The 15,901-nt window shown below is 37.0% G+C and carries 14 protein-coding genes and 1 pseudogene; 5 read left to right on the forward strand and 10 right to left on the reverse strand.

Annotation, left to right across the window (positions count from 1 at the left end):
• Positions 1-1,665, reverse strand: coding sequence for an ATP-binding cassette domain-containing protein (locus tag FC32_RS00575; RefSeq protein WP_051533653.1), 1,665 nt, complete (start codon positions 1,663-1,665; stop codon positions 1-3).
• Positions 1,640-3,226 (reverse strand): ABC transporter transmembrane domain-containing protein, encoded by a 1,587-nt coding sequence (locus tag FC32_RS00580; protein WP_025087231.1) that lies wholly within the window; start codon positions 3,224-3,226, stop codon positions 1,640-1,642. The genes FC32_RS00575 and FC32_RS00580 overlap by 26 nt, the downstream gene beginning before the upstream one ends.
• Positions 3,227-3,438: 212 nt before the next feature.
• On the opposite strand from FC32_RS00580, the gene FC32_RS00585 reads away from it, so the two are divergent.
• Both FC32_RS00585 and FC32_RS00595 read left to right on the forward strand, forming a co-directional pair.
• Entirely contained in the window at positions 3,439-4,071 is a 633-nt protein-coding gene (locus tag FC32_RS00585; protein ID WP_056957187.1) for a hypothetical protein, read from the forward strand.
• A 672-nt stretch (positions 4,072-4,743) separates the two neighbouring features.
• A complete protein-coding gene (locus FC32_RS00595; protein ID WP_025087228.1) occupies positions 4,744-5,346 on the forward strand; it encodes a hypothetical protein in 603 nt (200 codons plus the stop codon).
• 268 nt (positions 5,347-5,614) lie between these two features.
• Here FC32_RS00595 and FC32_RS00600 read toward each other — a convergent pair.
• Positions 5,615-6,534, reverse strand: a pseudogene (locus FC32_RS00600) (DMT family transporter).
• 110 nt (positions 6,535-6,644) lie between these two features.
• On the opposite strand from FC32_RS00600, the gene FC32_RS00605 reads away from it, so the two are divergent.
• Entirely contained in the window at positions 6,645-7,529 is an 885-nt protein-coding gene (locus FC32_RS00605; protein ID WP_025087227.1) for a LysR family transcriptional regulator, read from the forward strand.
• Between the two features lie 212 nt (positions 7,530-7,741).
• On the forward strand, positions 7,742-8,200 hold the full coding sequence (locus FC32_RS00610; protein WP_025087226.1) for a nuclear transport factor 2 family protein: 459 nt from the start codon (positions 7,742-7,744) through the stop codon (positions 8,198-8,200).
• A gap of 572 nt (positions 8,201-8,772) precedes the next feature.
• Here FC32_RS00610 and rplI read toward each other — a convergent pair.
• The 3 genes from rplI to pnuC all read right to left on the reverse strand — a co-directional run bounded on the left by rplI (position 8,773) and on the right by pnuC (position 12,261).
• Positions 8,773-9,222: a 50S ribosomal protein L9 gene (gene rplI / locus FC32_RS00615; RefSeq protein WP_025087225.1), complete on the reverse strand. Its 450-nt coding sequence runs from the start codon at positions 9,220-9,222 to the stop codon at positions 8,773-8,775.
• Positions 9,223-9,249: 27 nt separating this feature from the next.
• The gene (locus FC32_RS00620) at positions 9,250-11,262 is read right to left on the reverse strand and encodes a DHH family phosphoesterase (protein ID WP_025087224.1); all 2,013 of its coding nucleotides are present in this window, start codon (positions 11,260-11,262) and stop codon (positions 9,250-9,252) included.
• A 228-nt stretch (positions 11,263-11,490) separates the two neighbouring features.
• The gene (pnuC, locus tag FC32_RS00625) at positions 11,491-12,261 is read right to left on the reverse strand and encodes a nicotinamide riboside transporter PnuC (RefSeq protein WP_025087223.1); all 771 of its coding nucleotides are present in this window, start codon (positions 12,259-12,261) and stop codon (positions 11,491-11,493) included.
• 274 nt (positions 12,262-12,535) lie between these two features.
• Here pnuC and FC32_RS00630 point away from each other — a divergent pair, with 274 nt between their 5' ends.
• On the forward strand, positions 12,536-13,537 hold the full coding sequence (locus FC32_RS00630; RefSeq protein ID WP_025087222.1) for a DUF1002 domain-containing protein: 1,002 nt from the start codon (positions 12,536-12,538) through the stop codon (positions 13,535-13,537).
• A gap of 162 nt (positions 13,538-13,699) precedes the next feature.
• Here FC32_RS00630 and FC32_RS00635 read toward each other — a convergent pair whose 3' ends face one another.
• From FC32_RS00635 to rpsF, 4 genes are all read right to left on the reverse strand, one after another.
• Positions 13,700-13,903: a hypothetical protein gene (locus FC32_RS00635; protein ID WP_025087221.1), complete on the reverse strand. Its 204-nt coding sequence runs from the start codon at positions 13,901-13,903 to the stop codon at positions 13,700-13,702.
• Between the two features lie 843 nt (positions 13,904-14,746).
• A complete protein-coding gene (gene rpsR, locus FC32_RS00640) occupies positions 14,747-14,983 on the reverse strand; it encodes a 30S ribosomal protein S18 (RefSeq protein WP_025087220.1) in 237 nt (78 codons plus the stop codon).
• Positions 14,984-15,004: 21 nt separating this feature from the next.
• Positions 15,005-15,553 (reverse strand): single-stranded DNA-binding protein, encoded by a 549-nt coding sequence (ssb, locus tag FC32_RS00645; protein WP_025087219.1) that lies wholly within the window; start codon positions 15,551-15,553, stop codon positions 15,005-15,007.
• A gap of 37 nt (positions 15,554-15,590) precedes the next feature.
• The gene (gene rpsF, locus FC32_RS00650) at positions 15,591-15,881 is read right to left on the reverse strand and encodes a 30S ribosomal protein S6 (RefSeq protein WP_025087218.1); all 291 of its coding nucleotides are present in this window, start codon (positions 15,879-15,881) and stop codon (positions 15,591-15,593) included.
• Positions 15,882-15,901: the final 20 nt, after the last annotated feature.

Raw genomic sequence — 15,901 nt, forward strand, 5'->3', positions numbered from 1 at the left:
CTATTTGGCTAGGTCTTTGGTGCGGTTTTTTATGCATAATTTAGCGCCATCTGCCACCACTTCTAGCTTTTTAGTAAACAATTTTTGGTGATCATAGTTGCGGTGCGAAATGAATAAGATGGTTAACCCTGGAAATTTTCTCACGATATTTTGAAGAATTTGTTTTTCAAGTTCACGATCAAGGGCACTCGTACTTTCATCTAAAACTAAAATTTCTGGGTTTCGCACCAAAGCTCGAGCTAAGCCAATTTGTTGGCGTTGTCCTCCTGAAAAATTAACTTGATCAGGATAAACCATTTCATCTAAACGCAAGCGTAATTCCGGTGAAAAATGCAATAGTTCCATGATCAACTGTAATTTTTCAGCTGAAACCTTGCGTTCTAAACAAATATTTTCTCGCAAAGTACCGTAATATAGCTTGATCTTTTGCGTAAGAAAGACACACTTAGCTTGCCACTCATTTCTAGTGATCAGCTCAATGCTACGCCCACCAAAGCTTATTTTATCTATCCTTGCTTGCCGTGCCGTTTCACTTTCTGGGTACTGTAATATTGCTTGCAGTAACGTCGTTTTCCCACTACCACTCTTGCCCATAAACCAAATTTTTTCACCCTTAGTGAGAACGAATTTTGATTCCAAAAATAATTTTTCCGGGATGAGTAACAGACCTGGTTGTACTTCTAATGGTAATAACTCACCAGCTGTAGTCCTACTTTTTATGGTCAACTGTTTTTGCGCAAGTTTTTGTTGCAGTTGTTCTAGGCGCGTGACCACTGGTTTGATTTGACGGAAATCCAATAATAACATAACTAGCACTTCCATAGCCGGAATCAGCCACTGATATATCTGATACACTGCTACTGTATTAGCGATAAGTGTCGTTTTACTGTGATCGATCTGCCAAAATAAACTGCTAAAAATCGTCAGTAAACATAAACTTTGGATAATATCTTGCCATAACTTAATGTGTGCTACTTGACGATTTATCTTTTTTTGTGTGTCCCTTAGTTTCTCAGCCTGCTTATTCCAAGTGTTTTGCATTTTAGTCAAAAATGGATAATTATTTAAAATACTTAGTTTTCCCCGAAAAATCAAATCAGACAACTGATTCCATGCAGTCAGTTGTTCAAGTAATTCAATATTACTTTGTTCCAACACCTTTGATCGGCGATAAAGTAACAGATTTAAACCTAAACTCAGTACTAAGACAACACAACCGACCACTGGTAAAAGAGCGAGCATGAGGCTAAATCCGATAATGATCGTGGAACATAACCAAAAAAAGTTCCCGATTCCTCTAAATAATCTACCAACTAAGTCCTCAGATTCATCTAAAATAAGATGCAATAATTTTTCCTTAGTCAGCGTAATCCCTGGTTTTTGCAGTAGCATTTGAAATAGTTTTTTTCGTAAGCGATAACCATTTTCGATCACAAAAGACGACAAATATAAATCAACGATGATCAAACCACAAGTCACAATTGGGATCAAAACCATTATTATGCAAATAACTACTAAAAGTTTCCGATTTTCTTGTGGTAATATCTCAGTCAAAATAACCTTGGTCAATAAGGGCGTTAAGAGCAAAATAACGGAACGCACCAAAGTTATTAAGACGATCACACCTTTTCTTTGCCAACTACTTTGCAGTAATGTTCGTATCATTTATTTGCCCCACTCTCTTAAAATCTGTGTACGCTAATTGCCCATTTTCTAAATATAAGACCTTGTCAGTTGGCTTTAAATGCTGCGTTCGATGTAAAATTTCGATCACGATCAAGTCTTGGCGTGCATCCACTAATTTAGTGAGCTCTTTAGCTATCTGCCCATCTAATGCTGCTGTGATCTCATCTAATAACAACAATCCTTTTGCTTGCGCTAATGCACGTAAGATCCAAATGATCTGCCTTTCTCCCCCTGACAATCCAGCGTGATCTTCATTGACTATTGTTTCGGCCCCCTTTTCAAAGCGACTGACCCAATCATCAAAGAATTTTTGTTCCGCAGGCAAAAGTCGACTTTCAGGTGTAAGCCAGATATTTTCACGAATCGTTCCTGGTAAAATGATTCCCTGTTGTGCCACTAGAGTCACTTGCCGGCGTAAATCTTGGCGTTTAAACGAAGCGATTTTATTTTGGTTATATTTGATTTCAACATCTGACCCAGCATCATAGCCACAAAGTTGGTTAAACAAAGTTGATTTTCCGCTACCTGTTTTCCCCAATAAATAAAGATGTTTTCCCGGAGTCAGTGTTACAACTAATTGTTTACTTTGAATAAATTCTACTTGGTTTAGCTTCGGCAACGACAAACCTCCTGACTTGATTTCCTTTAAAGCTAAGTAATTGTTTAATGAGCGTCGTGCCAAAAGTGCCTGCTGTACATCGAGTAATAAGATAAAAACATTTTTAAATGGTGCATTAAGATATGTAAGATAACCTAAAATGCTCACCAGTTGTCCCAAAGTGAGTGCGTGTGCCATAAATAAGTAACCCCCGATCAAGAATGCTAGCGCAAGCGAAAGTGCGTCTAACGTTCGGGGAAAAGTTTTGAAGATATTTTTAGCAACATCAACTTTCAAAAATAATTCAGCCCAGTGCTGTTGTTGCTTACTGAAACGTTCTACAAAAAAAGGAGCATTATTGAATTGATAGATTTCTGCTTTATTTTCAAAACTATTATTAGCAATCTCTTGACTTTCGATCTGCGTTTTACGCAAAGCTACTAAGATCTTTTTTTGCCGATAATTGAAATATTTTGTAGGCAAGGTATAACAGACCATTGGTGATAAAATTGCCAATAATAACCATAGATCAATTTTTCCCAGTGCATAAACTGCTAGTAAAAAAGTTATACTTTGTTGCAGACATTTAGGTAAGGTAGCTGCAAAAAATTGTTGCAATGCTTGAATATCAGCAGAAAATAGTTGCCGGTATTCTCCAGTCCCTAACAAAACATCAGTATCTAATAAAACATACTTATCGATCACTTTATGGCGCATCTCATCTGCATATTCAATGCCCAAAGTTTGCGTGACATACTGATTTATTGCATTTAATATATTTATTCCAAATAGTAATATTGCTAGTGCGATCATTGGTCTAGCCAAAACCTGATTTTGAACAAATGCATCAGTTAAGCTTCCAATAATTTTCGGAAGTTGGACACTCAAATATCCTAGTAATAAACTTCCAACAACTACTATAACTAGGTGGATTTTTTTCACGTCAATTCCTCAGATCTAAAATAAATTTCGTGCTCTGCGACTTAAATCAAACAATTTCTCTTTTTATTTTCTAATTATTCTAACCTAGTTATAATCATAATGCAAATCGAAGTTAACCCCGGAAATACCACTATTTTAGCTATTTATTTCAAGTTGTAATCCATTAACTGTAGGTGTACGATAGCTTCATGTTTTTTTAGGGGGTAGCTATTTTGTTTATCACTGAACTTACCAAACGTGATTGGTACCGCATCTATAAATATCTTTGGAGAGCACAATTATTGCCTCAAAAAATGCGCATATGTGTAAAAATTGTTGCCATTTTACGAATTTTATTAGCAGTATGGGTTCTTTTTCCTATAGTCCTTCGTGTTTTATTTTTAATGCTACTTCGTGCTCCACTAACTTATTACCTTTCTTATTATGAGATTTTTTTGACAATAGCTGTGATCTCACTTTTGATATTCTACTACCCCTTGCTCTTTTGGGCAGAATCGCGAAAATTTTCTCCAAAAGTGTTTATCACTTTGAAGCAAGGAACTTCACTCGCTAAGCTGAAGAAAATACGTAAACGATATCCGACAGCTTATATCACTCCCAATCAAGGAATGTTTGAGCCCCCTTTTAATAGTAAGTGGATCATCATCAACTTTGAAGACTGCTACTTACTAGTGGCAAAAGGCAAACTGCCCTATAATCCTAAGCGCTATTTTATAGCATTTAGCATCATCAGCTATAAAGACATAAAACATACAATGACTTTTTGTAAACAACTTGAGCCTGTCTGTGAACGAATCATAAATTATTCTGACGTCAAATTGCTTCATAAAGATATAGTTAGTTAATTCAATCATAAAAGGGGATAACGATATGTTTATCACTCAACTCACTAAATATGATTGGTATCGAATTTATAAATATCTCTGGAAAGAACATTTAGTTCCAACAACAAAGGGAAAACGGACATTCATAAGGTTATGCACAATTTTCTATCAATTGGTTGCCCTATATATGATATTGGATTCACTTTCTTATATACTAATAGATCCATACTTCACTATTTTTTATATCATTATTTTTATTTTACTTGGTAGTGTCTTATCTCCTCTGCTTTATCTTGTATGCGTTCGTGAATTTTCCCCAAAAGTGTTCATCACTTTAAAAGAAATTATGCCAGATTTCGAACTCAAGCAATTATATAATAAAATATCCCACAGCCTATATTTCAAAATATGGATTATTCTCGCCACCATCCAACTATAAATGGACTGTTCTAGTTTTTAAAGATTGCTACTTACTGTACATAAATTTTCCTCCACCGTATGATCACAGGAAACGTTTTATGCCACTGAATGTTATCAGGCGTACTGATATTGCTGATAAAAATGATTTTCTTAAACAACTTGAACCAATATGTCAAAGGCCTGCTGATTACTCTAAAATTAAATTGCTTCATGGAAAGTAGCCTGATTTGTTATGTATACACTATGCTAAAAAGTTACGAGGAGGGAATTTCGTTGTTTGTTACACATCTTACTAAGCGCGATTGGTATCGCATCTATAAGTATCTCTGGCGCAATCACTGCATTACTGCAATTTCTAAAAATTCACTTGTACTATTAAAGATTATTATAGCGCTAGAAGCTCTATATGAATTTTATTCATTATCTTATGATTTTTTCTACATGCACAGATCCTGGATTTCAATTTTACTTGAAGTTTTAATCTTTGTAGTGGGGCTTTCATTATGTATACCATTGGCTTGGCTAATTCAAACAATTCGTTTCTCACCCCAAACATTCATTTCTTTTAGTGAAGCTCCATCCCAAGAGTTACGTAAGCTCATAGACACAAATTACCCACAAGCTAAAATTACTAAATTTTCAAATATTTTTGCTCTACCACTTGATAACAGTTGGCATAAATGGACTGTTCTTGTTTTTATGGATTATTGTGTCCTATACATGAGTGCTTATGGTAATCCCAATAAAAAGCTAAGATATACACTTTCAATCATTAAACGAACTGACATTGATGATGAGACACTATTCTTCAAACGACCTAAGCCTGTTTGTGAACGTATCGTTGAACTACCAAATGTAAAATTACATCTTAAATAATAATATTATGCTTAGTTTGTTTTATATCCAAATTCGTCAAATTTATTCCCGATAACGATGATGAGAGAACATATATGGAAAAATTTTTCTCACAATGTTATGCTTAGCGTATGAAGAATAGTGCACTTGCACACCAAATCCCTAGAGAAATTTTGGTTCTCTAGGGATTTTTTACGTATCAAAAGATTTAATGGATGCTTTTAGGTTAACATCTGCAGTAACTAAATATGGCCTAGAAAACAAATTATGCTTTCCAGACCATACTTGGTTATTTTAATTTATAGCGATTATACAAGTTATTAGCAACTAACGCACTGATCGTCAATAAACAGCCAACTACTTCATAGCCTGTAATTTGATACCCACGTAAAATCGTGATCACAAAAGCCGTTACTGGTACTAAATTCATAAACAAAATTCCATTTAACGCCCCAATCAAACGATTTCCTAAGTTCCAAGCAAAGACAGCAATTACTCCGGCTAAAGTGATCATATACACTAAAGCTAAACTCACGCCTTGAATTTGATTTACAGTTGGAAGTTGTAGCCATCCCATGCTAGTCGCTAACGTTAAGATAATAATAACTGAAGCCACACCATAGATCGTTGTTAGCGTTGAATAACGTAGGATCGACCATTCTTTAAAGTCAGCACCACCAGTCGTATAAATCACCCAACACAAGGCTCCTAACAAAATCAATATTGTTGCTAGCAAGGTATTTTGACCACTTAATAAATAAGCTGGATCACCCTTAGTTACAACTAAAAAGACTCCTAGGGCTGCAACTAACATTGAAACTAATACAAATTTTCCTGTTTTTGTTCCTCGATATACCCAACCAACAATAACACCCAGTAATGGTTGGACAGCCATCATGACCGAAGCAATCAGCGCTCCAGAAGTCCCAGCTAATTTTTGTCCTAAAAATACCAAAAAGCTAAATCCCGCAAAAGCCGATGTTCCTAAAAACCACAATTTAAAAAAATGCTTTTCTGGTAAGAAGGCACGTGCCCCCTCTTTAAAGAACAAAATGATTGCAAAAATAATTGCAACGATACCATATCTAAATAAAGTAAAATTGAATGGATCCATGATTTTTAGCGCAGGTCCCATAATCGGAAACATTCCCCCCACGATAAGACCGCAACTAAGCACAATAGCACACCTAAAAGATAATTTTTACCCATGACTTCTCTCCTTTCTTATTAGTCAGCGTATCATTATCTTTTACCCTGCGGAATTAACGATATATAATACCCTTATAATTATTCGTTATGCCTAATGGAGGAAACCATTAATGTATGAATCGCTAAATATTGACCTATTATACGTTTTTACAACTGTGGCTGAACTGAAAAGCATTAGTAAAAGTAGTGAGGTCTTACTTTTATCTCAGCCTGCTATCAGCAAAAAAATCAAACAACTAAAAGATTATTTTGGTAAAAAATTATTTATCCGCTCCCCTCGTGGAATGACTTTAACTCCTGCAGGAAAGCTCTTTTATGGTCAAGCAAAAAAAGTTATTCATGATTTCGATTCACTCTATCATTTACAAGAAAATAACCAACCGCAATCACAATTTAATCAACTAAACATTGGTGCTTTGGATAGTATCGCTGCGCTATTATATTCAAGTTTCTTTATTGACGCCCTTTTACATGCCAATCAAGTCGTACTGACCAATAACGTTACCGAACTAATTGAGAATTTTAACCAGGGAAATTTAGACGTTATTTTTATGGATGAATATTTTGAAAACGAACTAACTACTAATTTTGAAAAATATTTTTTACAGGCAGAACCTTACTATGTAGTTTTTTCTCAAAACAACACACATCTTTCTAAAATAAAAAGTCCTTGCTTATCAGCGCAAGAACTTCAAAAGTTCAATCTACTATTATATCCTGACTACTGTCCAATTCACATTCGTATAAAACAAATTTTTAAACAGTATCAACTTTCGTTACCAACAATTCGCGAGGCTAACTATAATGAGTCTACAATTTCACTAGTTGCTCAATCAGATCTAGTTACAATTTTGCCTAGATCGCTAGCGTTAAATAAATTAGAAAATCCTACCTTACATCTTGCTGCCAAAGAACTTGCACTACCTGATCTTCGTCGAACAGCAATCTTTTCCAATGGCAAAATTCCTTTAGATGTTATTGTAAATAAACTCTAGATTTTTTGTTTGCACCACTTTTAAAAAGGATGTACTAGAAAAAATACCTAGTACATCCTTTTTTAAATATAAATCTTTCATGCTAAATATCGGTTACTGCTATATTAGTTGCTTGTCCACACGTTCTAACGTACAATGTGGACAAGTCGCAAATTTAAGCAGTTTTTTGACCCTAGTTGTTGTCACTGTGCCTCGTTAGAAAGGAATTTAAAATGACACACTCTCACAACGAAAATCAGGTCAGACGTATACTAGATCTGTATGCTCATTACGCCGATACGCGCCAAGCAAAAAAGCAAGCCGACTTGTTTGCACCAGATGCCGTTTTTAACGTCTTTGCTGCGGGTAACGAAGAAACGCCCGCGCAAACATTCAAAACACCAGCAAAGATTCTTGCTGTTTGTGAAAATCTTAAGCGTTACAAAACCACTTTCCATTTCAATGGTCAATCGCTCATTGAGATTGCTCCAGATGAACACTTCGCCACAGCTGAAACATACACGCTCGCCTACCACGAAATTGATGTAGCCGGGAAAAATTCATTGATGAATGTTGCGATCCGCTATAATGATGAGTTCATCAAAATTGCTGATACCTGGAAATTTAAACAACGCAACCTCTATATTCGCTTCGTTGATACCAAATACGGCATCGACTCTCAACAAATTTAAAACAAACGCGGGCTCACAGTGAAATTTTTTGCTGTGAGCTTTACTAGTTCTCGAAAGCTACAGCTATATTAATTTAGTTGTATCCCTAATCCATTCAGCGTACAATGTGGGCAGGTCATAAGTCGGGTCTGATAAACTTAGCTTGTAACTTAGTAGAGTATCGAAACATGAGTCACCCCTATTCACCCGATCGCTAAACGTTAGGTGGTGAACTTTTATGATTTTGGTACAGAAAGGAACATTGCTTTGTTAATGTTGTTTAGCGTACTAGTGTTCAGACTAGATAAAATCATTCTAGCTTGTGTCACTGCGTACGTGACAATAAAAAAGACTAACCGCCATAAATAATAGCGGTTAGTCTCACCAACAATGTTTCTTTGATCTACGTTCAGGGGTTATCAGCTGCAACTGATAGCCCCTTATTCATGCTCAAGTATATTACATAAAAGATATCCTTTCAAGTAATAATAACGATTTAATCGGCTTAGCTTTTTGTATAGCGAATGCACACTTAACTAACTAAAAATATAGTACATAAAAAAGCGTTAGCACACACTAACGCTTTTACTTCATTATTGTTCTGAAATATGCACCCGAATCTTAGCTGAAACATCATTGTGCAACTTTACTGGCACATTTGCGTATCCCATTGCTCGAATTGGAGCTGCTAGTTCCATTTTACGCTTGTCGATCTTTAAGCCATGTTGTTTTTCCATCGCTTGGGCAATTTGCTTAGAGGTGATCGAACCAAACAAACGGCCATCTGTCCCCGCTTTAGCCTTGATTTCAACCACATAGTTGCCTGATTCTAGTTTTTCTTTTAATACTTTGGCTTCGGCTAATTCTTCGGCTTCTTTTTTAGCTTCAGCTCGCTTTTGCCCGCGTAATTGGCTCATCGCTGCTGCATCAGCTTGCTTAGCCTTATTACTTTTGATCAAGAAGTTTGCGTATCCATCCGGAATTTCCTTAACTTCACCGCGTTTGCCTTTACCGCGCACGTCTTGTGTAAAAATGATTCTCATAAAAAAATCCTCCCATACGTAGTTCTTCTACTCTTTATTTTCCTGCTCTTTAGCAAGAATTGCAAGCAGTTGTTTTTTAGCTGCTGCGATCGTTGTATCTTCAATTTGGGTAGCTGCATTGGAGAGATGACCGCCACCACCCATTTCTTCCATAATAACTTGGACATTTTTGGTACCATTGCTCCGCGCCGAGATCCCGATCTTGCCAGAAGCTCGCTTGGTGATCACAAATGAAGCCTCGACTCCACTGACATTTAACAAAGAATCCGCCACTTGCGCTGCGATCACGGGATCATAGATCCGCTCTTCTTCACCACAACAAATTGCGATTCCATCATTAAATTCAGTCCGTTCCACTAAATGATTGCGTTGCATGTAACTTGTGACATTTTCCTTCATAAAATGCCGTGCCATTGCTAAATCAGCCCCGACTGAGCGCAAATAGCTTGCCGCATCAAAGGTTCTAGTCCCAGTCCTGATCGCAAATGATTGCGTATCAATAATGATACCCGTAAGCATTGCTGTAGCTTCGATCTTATTGATCGGTTCACTATCTTTTGATTGGTATTCAAAAAGTTCCGTGATCAATTCACAAGTCGAGCTGGCATAAGGTTCAATATATACCAAGATCGGGTTATCTGGAAATTCTTCGCCCCGGCGGTGATGATCAATGACCATGACCCGATTTTTCAAGGCTTCATATAGATCAGGTGCGATCGCCATTGATGGTTTCGAGTGATCAGCCATGATCAAAAGGCTGTCTTTAGTGGCTTTTTCCAACGCCATTTCCGGGGTTATAATCGAGCCTTTGATGTTTGGATATTGTTCTAATTCCGTCAATAAGCGCTCAATATCAGAATGAACATCTTCTTTATCTAACACGATCCAGCACTGTTTGCCATTCATCGCAGCGATTCGCCTGATTCCAAGACAAGCACCTAACGAATCCATGTCGGGATGCTTATGTCCCATGACAAAGATTTGATCGGCTTGATGCATCAATTCCGTTAAAGCTTGGGAGATCATCCGTGCTCTGACCCGCGTCCGTTTTTCCATTGGGTTTGTCTTGCCCCCATAAAAACGTGCCTGTCCTTCAACGGCTTTGACCACAACTTGATCGCCCCCACGACCTAGCGCTAGATCAAGATTGTTTTGGGATAGTTTGGCTAATTTAGTCAAATCGCTACCACCATAGGCGATCCCCACACTTAGGGTAACAGGTGAGTTTTGTTTCGAAGTCCATTTGCGGACCTCATCTAAGATCTTGAATTTTTCTTCTTCTAGCACGGCTAACGTTTTAGCATATGTCAAAATAAAGAAGCGGTCTTCATCGACTCGTTTTAAGTAGATCCCAAATTCACGTGCCCAATCGGACAACGCATTGGTGACAAAATTACCTAGATTTGAGATATCTTTATCATTCATCGCACTCGTTACTTCATCGTAGTTATCTAAGAAGATCTGCCCGACTACGACCCGTGTGTCTTCATATCTTTGACGGATCTTAGCGTATTTAGTGACGTCCATCAAATAGATCGCATGGATGTCTTTTTGGATTATTAAACTATAGGAACGATCATGTAATTTAACTTCAATTTCTTTCCCCTTGCCTTGATAGTTCTTTACTTGATCATATAATTGCGCATCGACCTCCAAAAGAGGCTTCCCTAGCACTTCTTGTTTACCAAAATAGCGTTGCATATATGGATTGATCCACTCGATCAGATTGGCTTTATCATAAAACAAGATCCCGATCGGCATTTTGATCAAGGCGTCTTGTTCTCCCCGTTTGATCCGATACGAGAGATCAGAAATATATTCAGTTGTATCTTCGGTAATTGTTTTTAAAGTCACATAGGCAACAACGATCATTATTAGGGCTAAAATAACACTAACATAACCTAAAATAATATTGGTACTAAAGGCCAGTATTACGCAGATGACCGTTACAAATACCGTGATCAATGCCAATACGCGTAAATGCTTATCGTGCATAAACTCCGGCAATTGCCAGAAATCTTTTGTAAAAAATTTTTTCACTGGTTTATTCCCGCATTCCTTTCCCAATTTCTAACCTAAACTGCTTAATTCCTACTGTCCCTATTCTATCACAAAACCTAGTGAGCCTCAGTAGGAATAAGTGTCATATTTCTGTAAATAATACAAAAAAGCTGTAGATCTCTCTACAGCTAGTGTTATGAGTTAAGTTTTTCACTTAGTTTAAGTATACGCTTGCGACTATTTATTGTCAGCTTTCCAGGCTAAACTTTAAGCTTTCTTTGAGAGTGGTCCTCTAAACCAACTATTTTTGCTAAAGAAGGCGTACATATCATTTAAAAAGAAGATACTATAGCTAAAGATCAACGCAAAGTTTCCATCGCCTTGGAGCATCGTTTGCGTCCAAAGTGCGATCGTAAAGACTGAAGCTAGCGTAAAGACATAATATTGTTCCCGTTTACGGTTCAATTCTAATAAGGCACCGGTGATCGCCATGGATAGGTTCAAACTGTCCAAAAAGACACGCGGATCGTTAGTGAAACTAAAGATAAAATAAGTGCAGATCCATGAGATCACAAAAAAGAACCCATATTTGAACCACTCACTGGCACTTTCAAACTTTTCCACTTGAATATTATCATTCCATTTGGGATCCAAAATACAAAAGAGATCTAAAAAGATCAAATAACCGAGTTGTTCAAAGGCAGTTGCGTAGTTTCTAGCCATAAAGCCAGTGATCGCGATACAGATCGCCGAAATTGCCCCACACCAACCTTGGATCCCAGAAAGATTAGAGATTCCAAGCACACAAGCAACCGATAAATTTCCCCCAATAAAGGTCAAGATCGATTCAAATGGTGTTTGACTAAATGATTGGACTAACGAAATAATCTGTAAAACAAAGTTGAACGTTAAGAGAAAATAACTGAATTTTCCCCAGCCCTTACATTGGCTCCACAGCCATTTAAAATACCCTTTGCGGAAAATATTTTGTGAATACTCCGGCAAATGGGTCAATACATCATGGTAACGTTCAAACATAAAAAAACATCCTTCCAAAAAAACAAATTTAACTACATTCAAAAAATGCGATGTGATTATTATAGTTCTGCTTCACCCCTAAATTCAAGTTAAAAACCACAATATATTGTAATTCTAATTTTGTTATTTACAATATATTGTGTGTTATGCACCCAATATCTTTCTTTAGGCGTAAGTTTTTCTTACAAATTTTATATCGCTTTTTTAAGAGACGTAGCTCAAATTTCAATGGTAAAATTAGAATATAGCTAAATAAAAAAGAGGTGTTTTAATTATGAAGTTTACTTCAACATTCAAAGCTATGTTTGCTGCCTTGATCGCCTTGTTCCTTTTTAGTGCAGCAAAAACACAAACGGTTGCTGCGGATACAAGCAGTAGCTCTTCTAGCTCAACGACAAAAACCCTTAATTCGGCCTACGTTGTTTACGGCGCTGGTACGAGTCAAGAAGCACGCGAAAGCATTGCTAAGATTTTTGAAACCGATTCATCCTTTAAAACTTTGACGGCTACTGCAGCTGATTACAATAAATACATTGCAAATGGCTCAAGCTCGACTACCGATGCTGCCATGATCAGTTCCGTCGCGATTGCACCAGGGGATCCTGGTTCTGGGGTCAAGGTCAATATCAAAGATTATAACGGCACTAATAATATTACCCAAGTTACCGCCCAGCAATACGCGATGGTCGCTCAAATGGCTGGGGTGACCGATGTGACGATCGTCGTAACTGCCAACCGTGCTGTTTCAGGTGAATCAGCCTTAACTGGGGTCTACAAAGCTCTAGCAGCCGATGGGATCAGCTTAGATACCCAAAATACCGCAACTGCTAATGAAATGTTATCTGCAACACAAGAAGCGATCGATGCTAACAAAGATGACTCTTCATATCCCGGGAAGTTAATGGCTGCAGTCGGAAATGTTTCCAAGCAAATCGCAAAAGAAAAGCAACAAAACAATAATACGTTATCTCAATCAGAGATCGAAGCTTTGTTAGTGGCTGCCCTTAAAAAACAAGGGATTGCCTCCCAAACTTCTTCAACACAGATCACCAAGATCACAAATGTCTTAGTTAACTTCCAAAGTTCACCGATCAGTTCGAGTTCAACTTATATTACCAATGTAACTAACACGATCAATAACGTGAAAAATTCCACGGGTAACTTGATGAACAAAGCCAAGAACTGGGCAAACAGTGAACAAGCTAAAGCTGCTGTAAATACAGCAAAAAGTTGGTTTACCCGTTTCGTTGAATGGGTAAAGAGCTTATTTAACTAATTAACTGGTTGGAAAAACTAGCCTAAACTGAAAATACCTGATCAATTTCAAAAACGAAATTTGATCAGGTATTTTTCTTTTTGCTTAATTTTAGACTGACTTTTTTAAATAGATGCTGTAATTTGGCGATGGCGATCATCAAAAGTAACTGTCCGTTTTATTTTAGCCATTTAACACGCCTAGAAGCGCACTTATTCCAATAAAGACTAATAATACTCCACTAACGATCCCCAGCCAGAGACGACCTGAAGAGAGAGTATTAGGCCGTTTCTCTTTTGGGAGCTTTGAATAGTAACGATATGTCGAAAAAAGTTCAAATGCTCCCAGTAAAATGATGATCACACTAAAAATAAGTCCTTTGACCATAGTTCTTTCCTTTCCCAACCTTTAACTGACTAGCTTCATAGCTATCATATCATGTTTCAAACCATTTTAAGTTCAAAAGGCTGAAAAATTATGAAAACACCTTATTAGCGCTACGAAACGGATTTTTACACAAAAAAACTCCGTGATCGGGGAAAATCACGGAGAAAAAGGTTATGTTATTGGGGAAATACTATCTAAAATAAGATAGTTATCACTTACTACATAAAAAGGGGAGAAGATTGATTTATCATCAATCTACAATAACTATAATACACCTAAATCGACCAAAATGGCTAATTTTTTTATTGTTTTTTTCTTAAGATTTTAAAAAAATAATCCGGCTAAAAATTAATCGTTCGTTTTTTATTGCATTTTTATCCACAAAGTTATCCACAATCTAAATATCACAACTGAATTCATTCTTATTTAGCAACAAAGAAAACGTTTTTTCAAAAAATAGCTAAATTTGGCTGATCAGCCCGATATCACACTATTAGTTATTTTTATCGAAAATCATTCGTCTTTTTTTCGTGATTTTTTAAGAAATAAATTCAAATTCCGCGTAAAAATCATTTTTTTCACATTGCATTGATATTTTTTTAGTAAATAAGAATATTTTTCTACTGATTATAGTAATAAATACCCAATAACTTTTAAATTTCTAAAACAGATACTATAATATAAGCATCTATTTTAGATACGCCAATAAACACATCATTTTATCCACAAAGTCTTTTATTTGTCCCTTATATTACTTGTGCACAAAAAAAGAGATATTCAGCTAGAATATCTCTCTAAGTAAACGAGTGTAAAAAAAAGCGTCTCAGACAGAGACGTTTTTTATTAATCTTCGGCAACGAATGGCAATAAGCCCATGATACGTGCACGCTTGATTGCAACTGTAAGTTTACGTTGGTTCTTAGCGCTTGTACCTGTTACACGACGTGGTAAGATCTTACCGCGTTCTGAGATGAAACGCTTGAGAAGATCTGTATCCTTGTAGTCGATGTAATTGATGTGGTTAGCAGCGATGAAGTCAACTTTACGACGGCGACGTCCGCCTCTTCTTTGTTGTGGCATTAGATTTCCCTCCTGTCGATGTTAGAATGGTAAGTCATCATCAGAAATATCGATTTGTTGACCGTCAGCAAATGGATCAGTTTGCGAACTGCTGTTAGTTGTGTTGTTATTAAACCCACTAAAAGCATCGTTTGTCTGGGTATTTGCTGGAGTCCCAAATGGATTGGATGACTGCATATCGTTTGAAGGAGCAGAACCTTGTGCATTAGCGTTGCTGTTGCCGTGTTGCGCACGATACCTTTCTGATTCAGCTTTCGATTCTAATAATGAGAAATTCTCAGCTAAAACCTCAGTAACGTAAACACGTTGACCTTGCTGATTTTCATAAGAACGGGTTTGAATCCGGCCTTCGATCCCAACTAAAGAACCCTTATGGGTAAAGTTGGCAAAGTTTTCTGCAGCTTTACGCCACATTACACAGTTGATAAAATCAGCTTCACGCTGACCTTGTTGGTTGGTAAAACGACGATCGATAGCTACTGTAAAGCTAGCTACAGCCGCACCGGAAGGCGTATAGCGTAATTCTGGGTCACGGGTCAAACGACCTACAAGAACAACTGAATTGATCAAAGTTCATTTCCTCCTTTATTTATTTAATCTTAATCTCTTAGTCTTCGCGTTTAACGATCATGTGGCGTAAAATACCATCATTGATCTTGGAAAGACGGTCAAATTCGTTGATAGCGTCTGCGTTTTCAGCTTTGATGTTTACGATATGGTAGACACCTTCTGTGAAACCACCAATTTCGTAAGCAAAACGACGCTTAGACCAGTCTTTTGAATCTACGATCTCAGCACCATCATTTTTCAAGATGTTGTCGAAACGTTCAACTAATTCGTTCTTAGCAGCTTCGTCAAGTGATGGGTTGATGATGTAAGTAATTTCATAATTTGTCATGACTGTTTGCACCTCCTTAT

The organism is Ligilactobacillus apodemi DSM 16634 = JCM 16172 (assembly GCF_001434405.1).
GTDB classification, from domain to species: domain Bacteria; phylum Bacillota; class Bacilli; order Lactobacillales; family Lactobacillaceae; genus Ligilactobacillus; species Ligilactobacillus apodemi.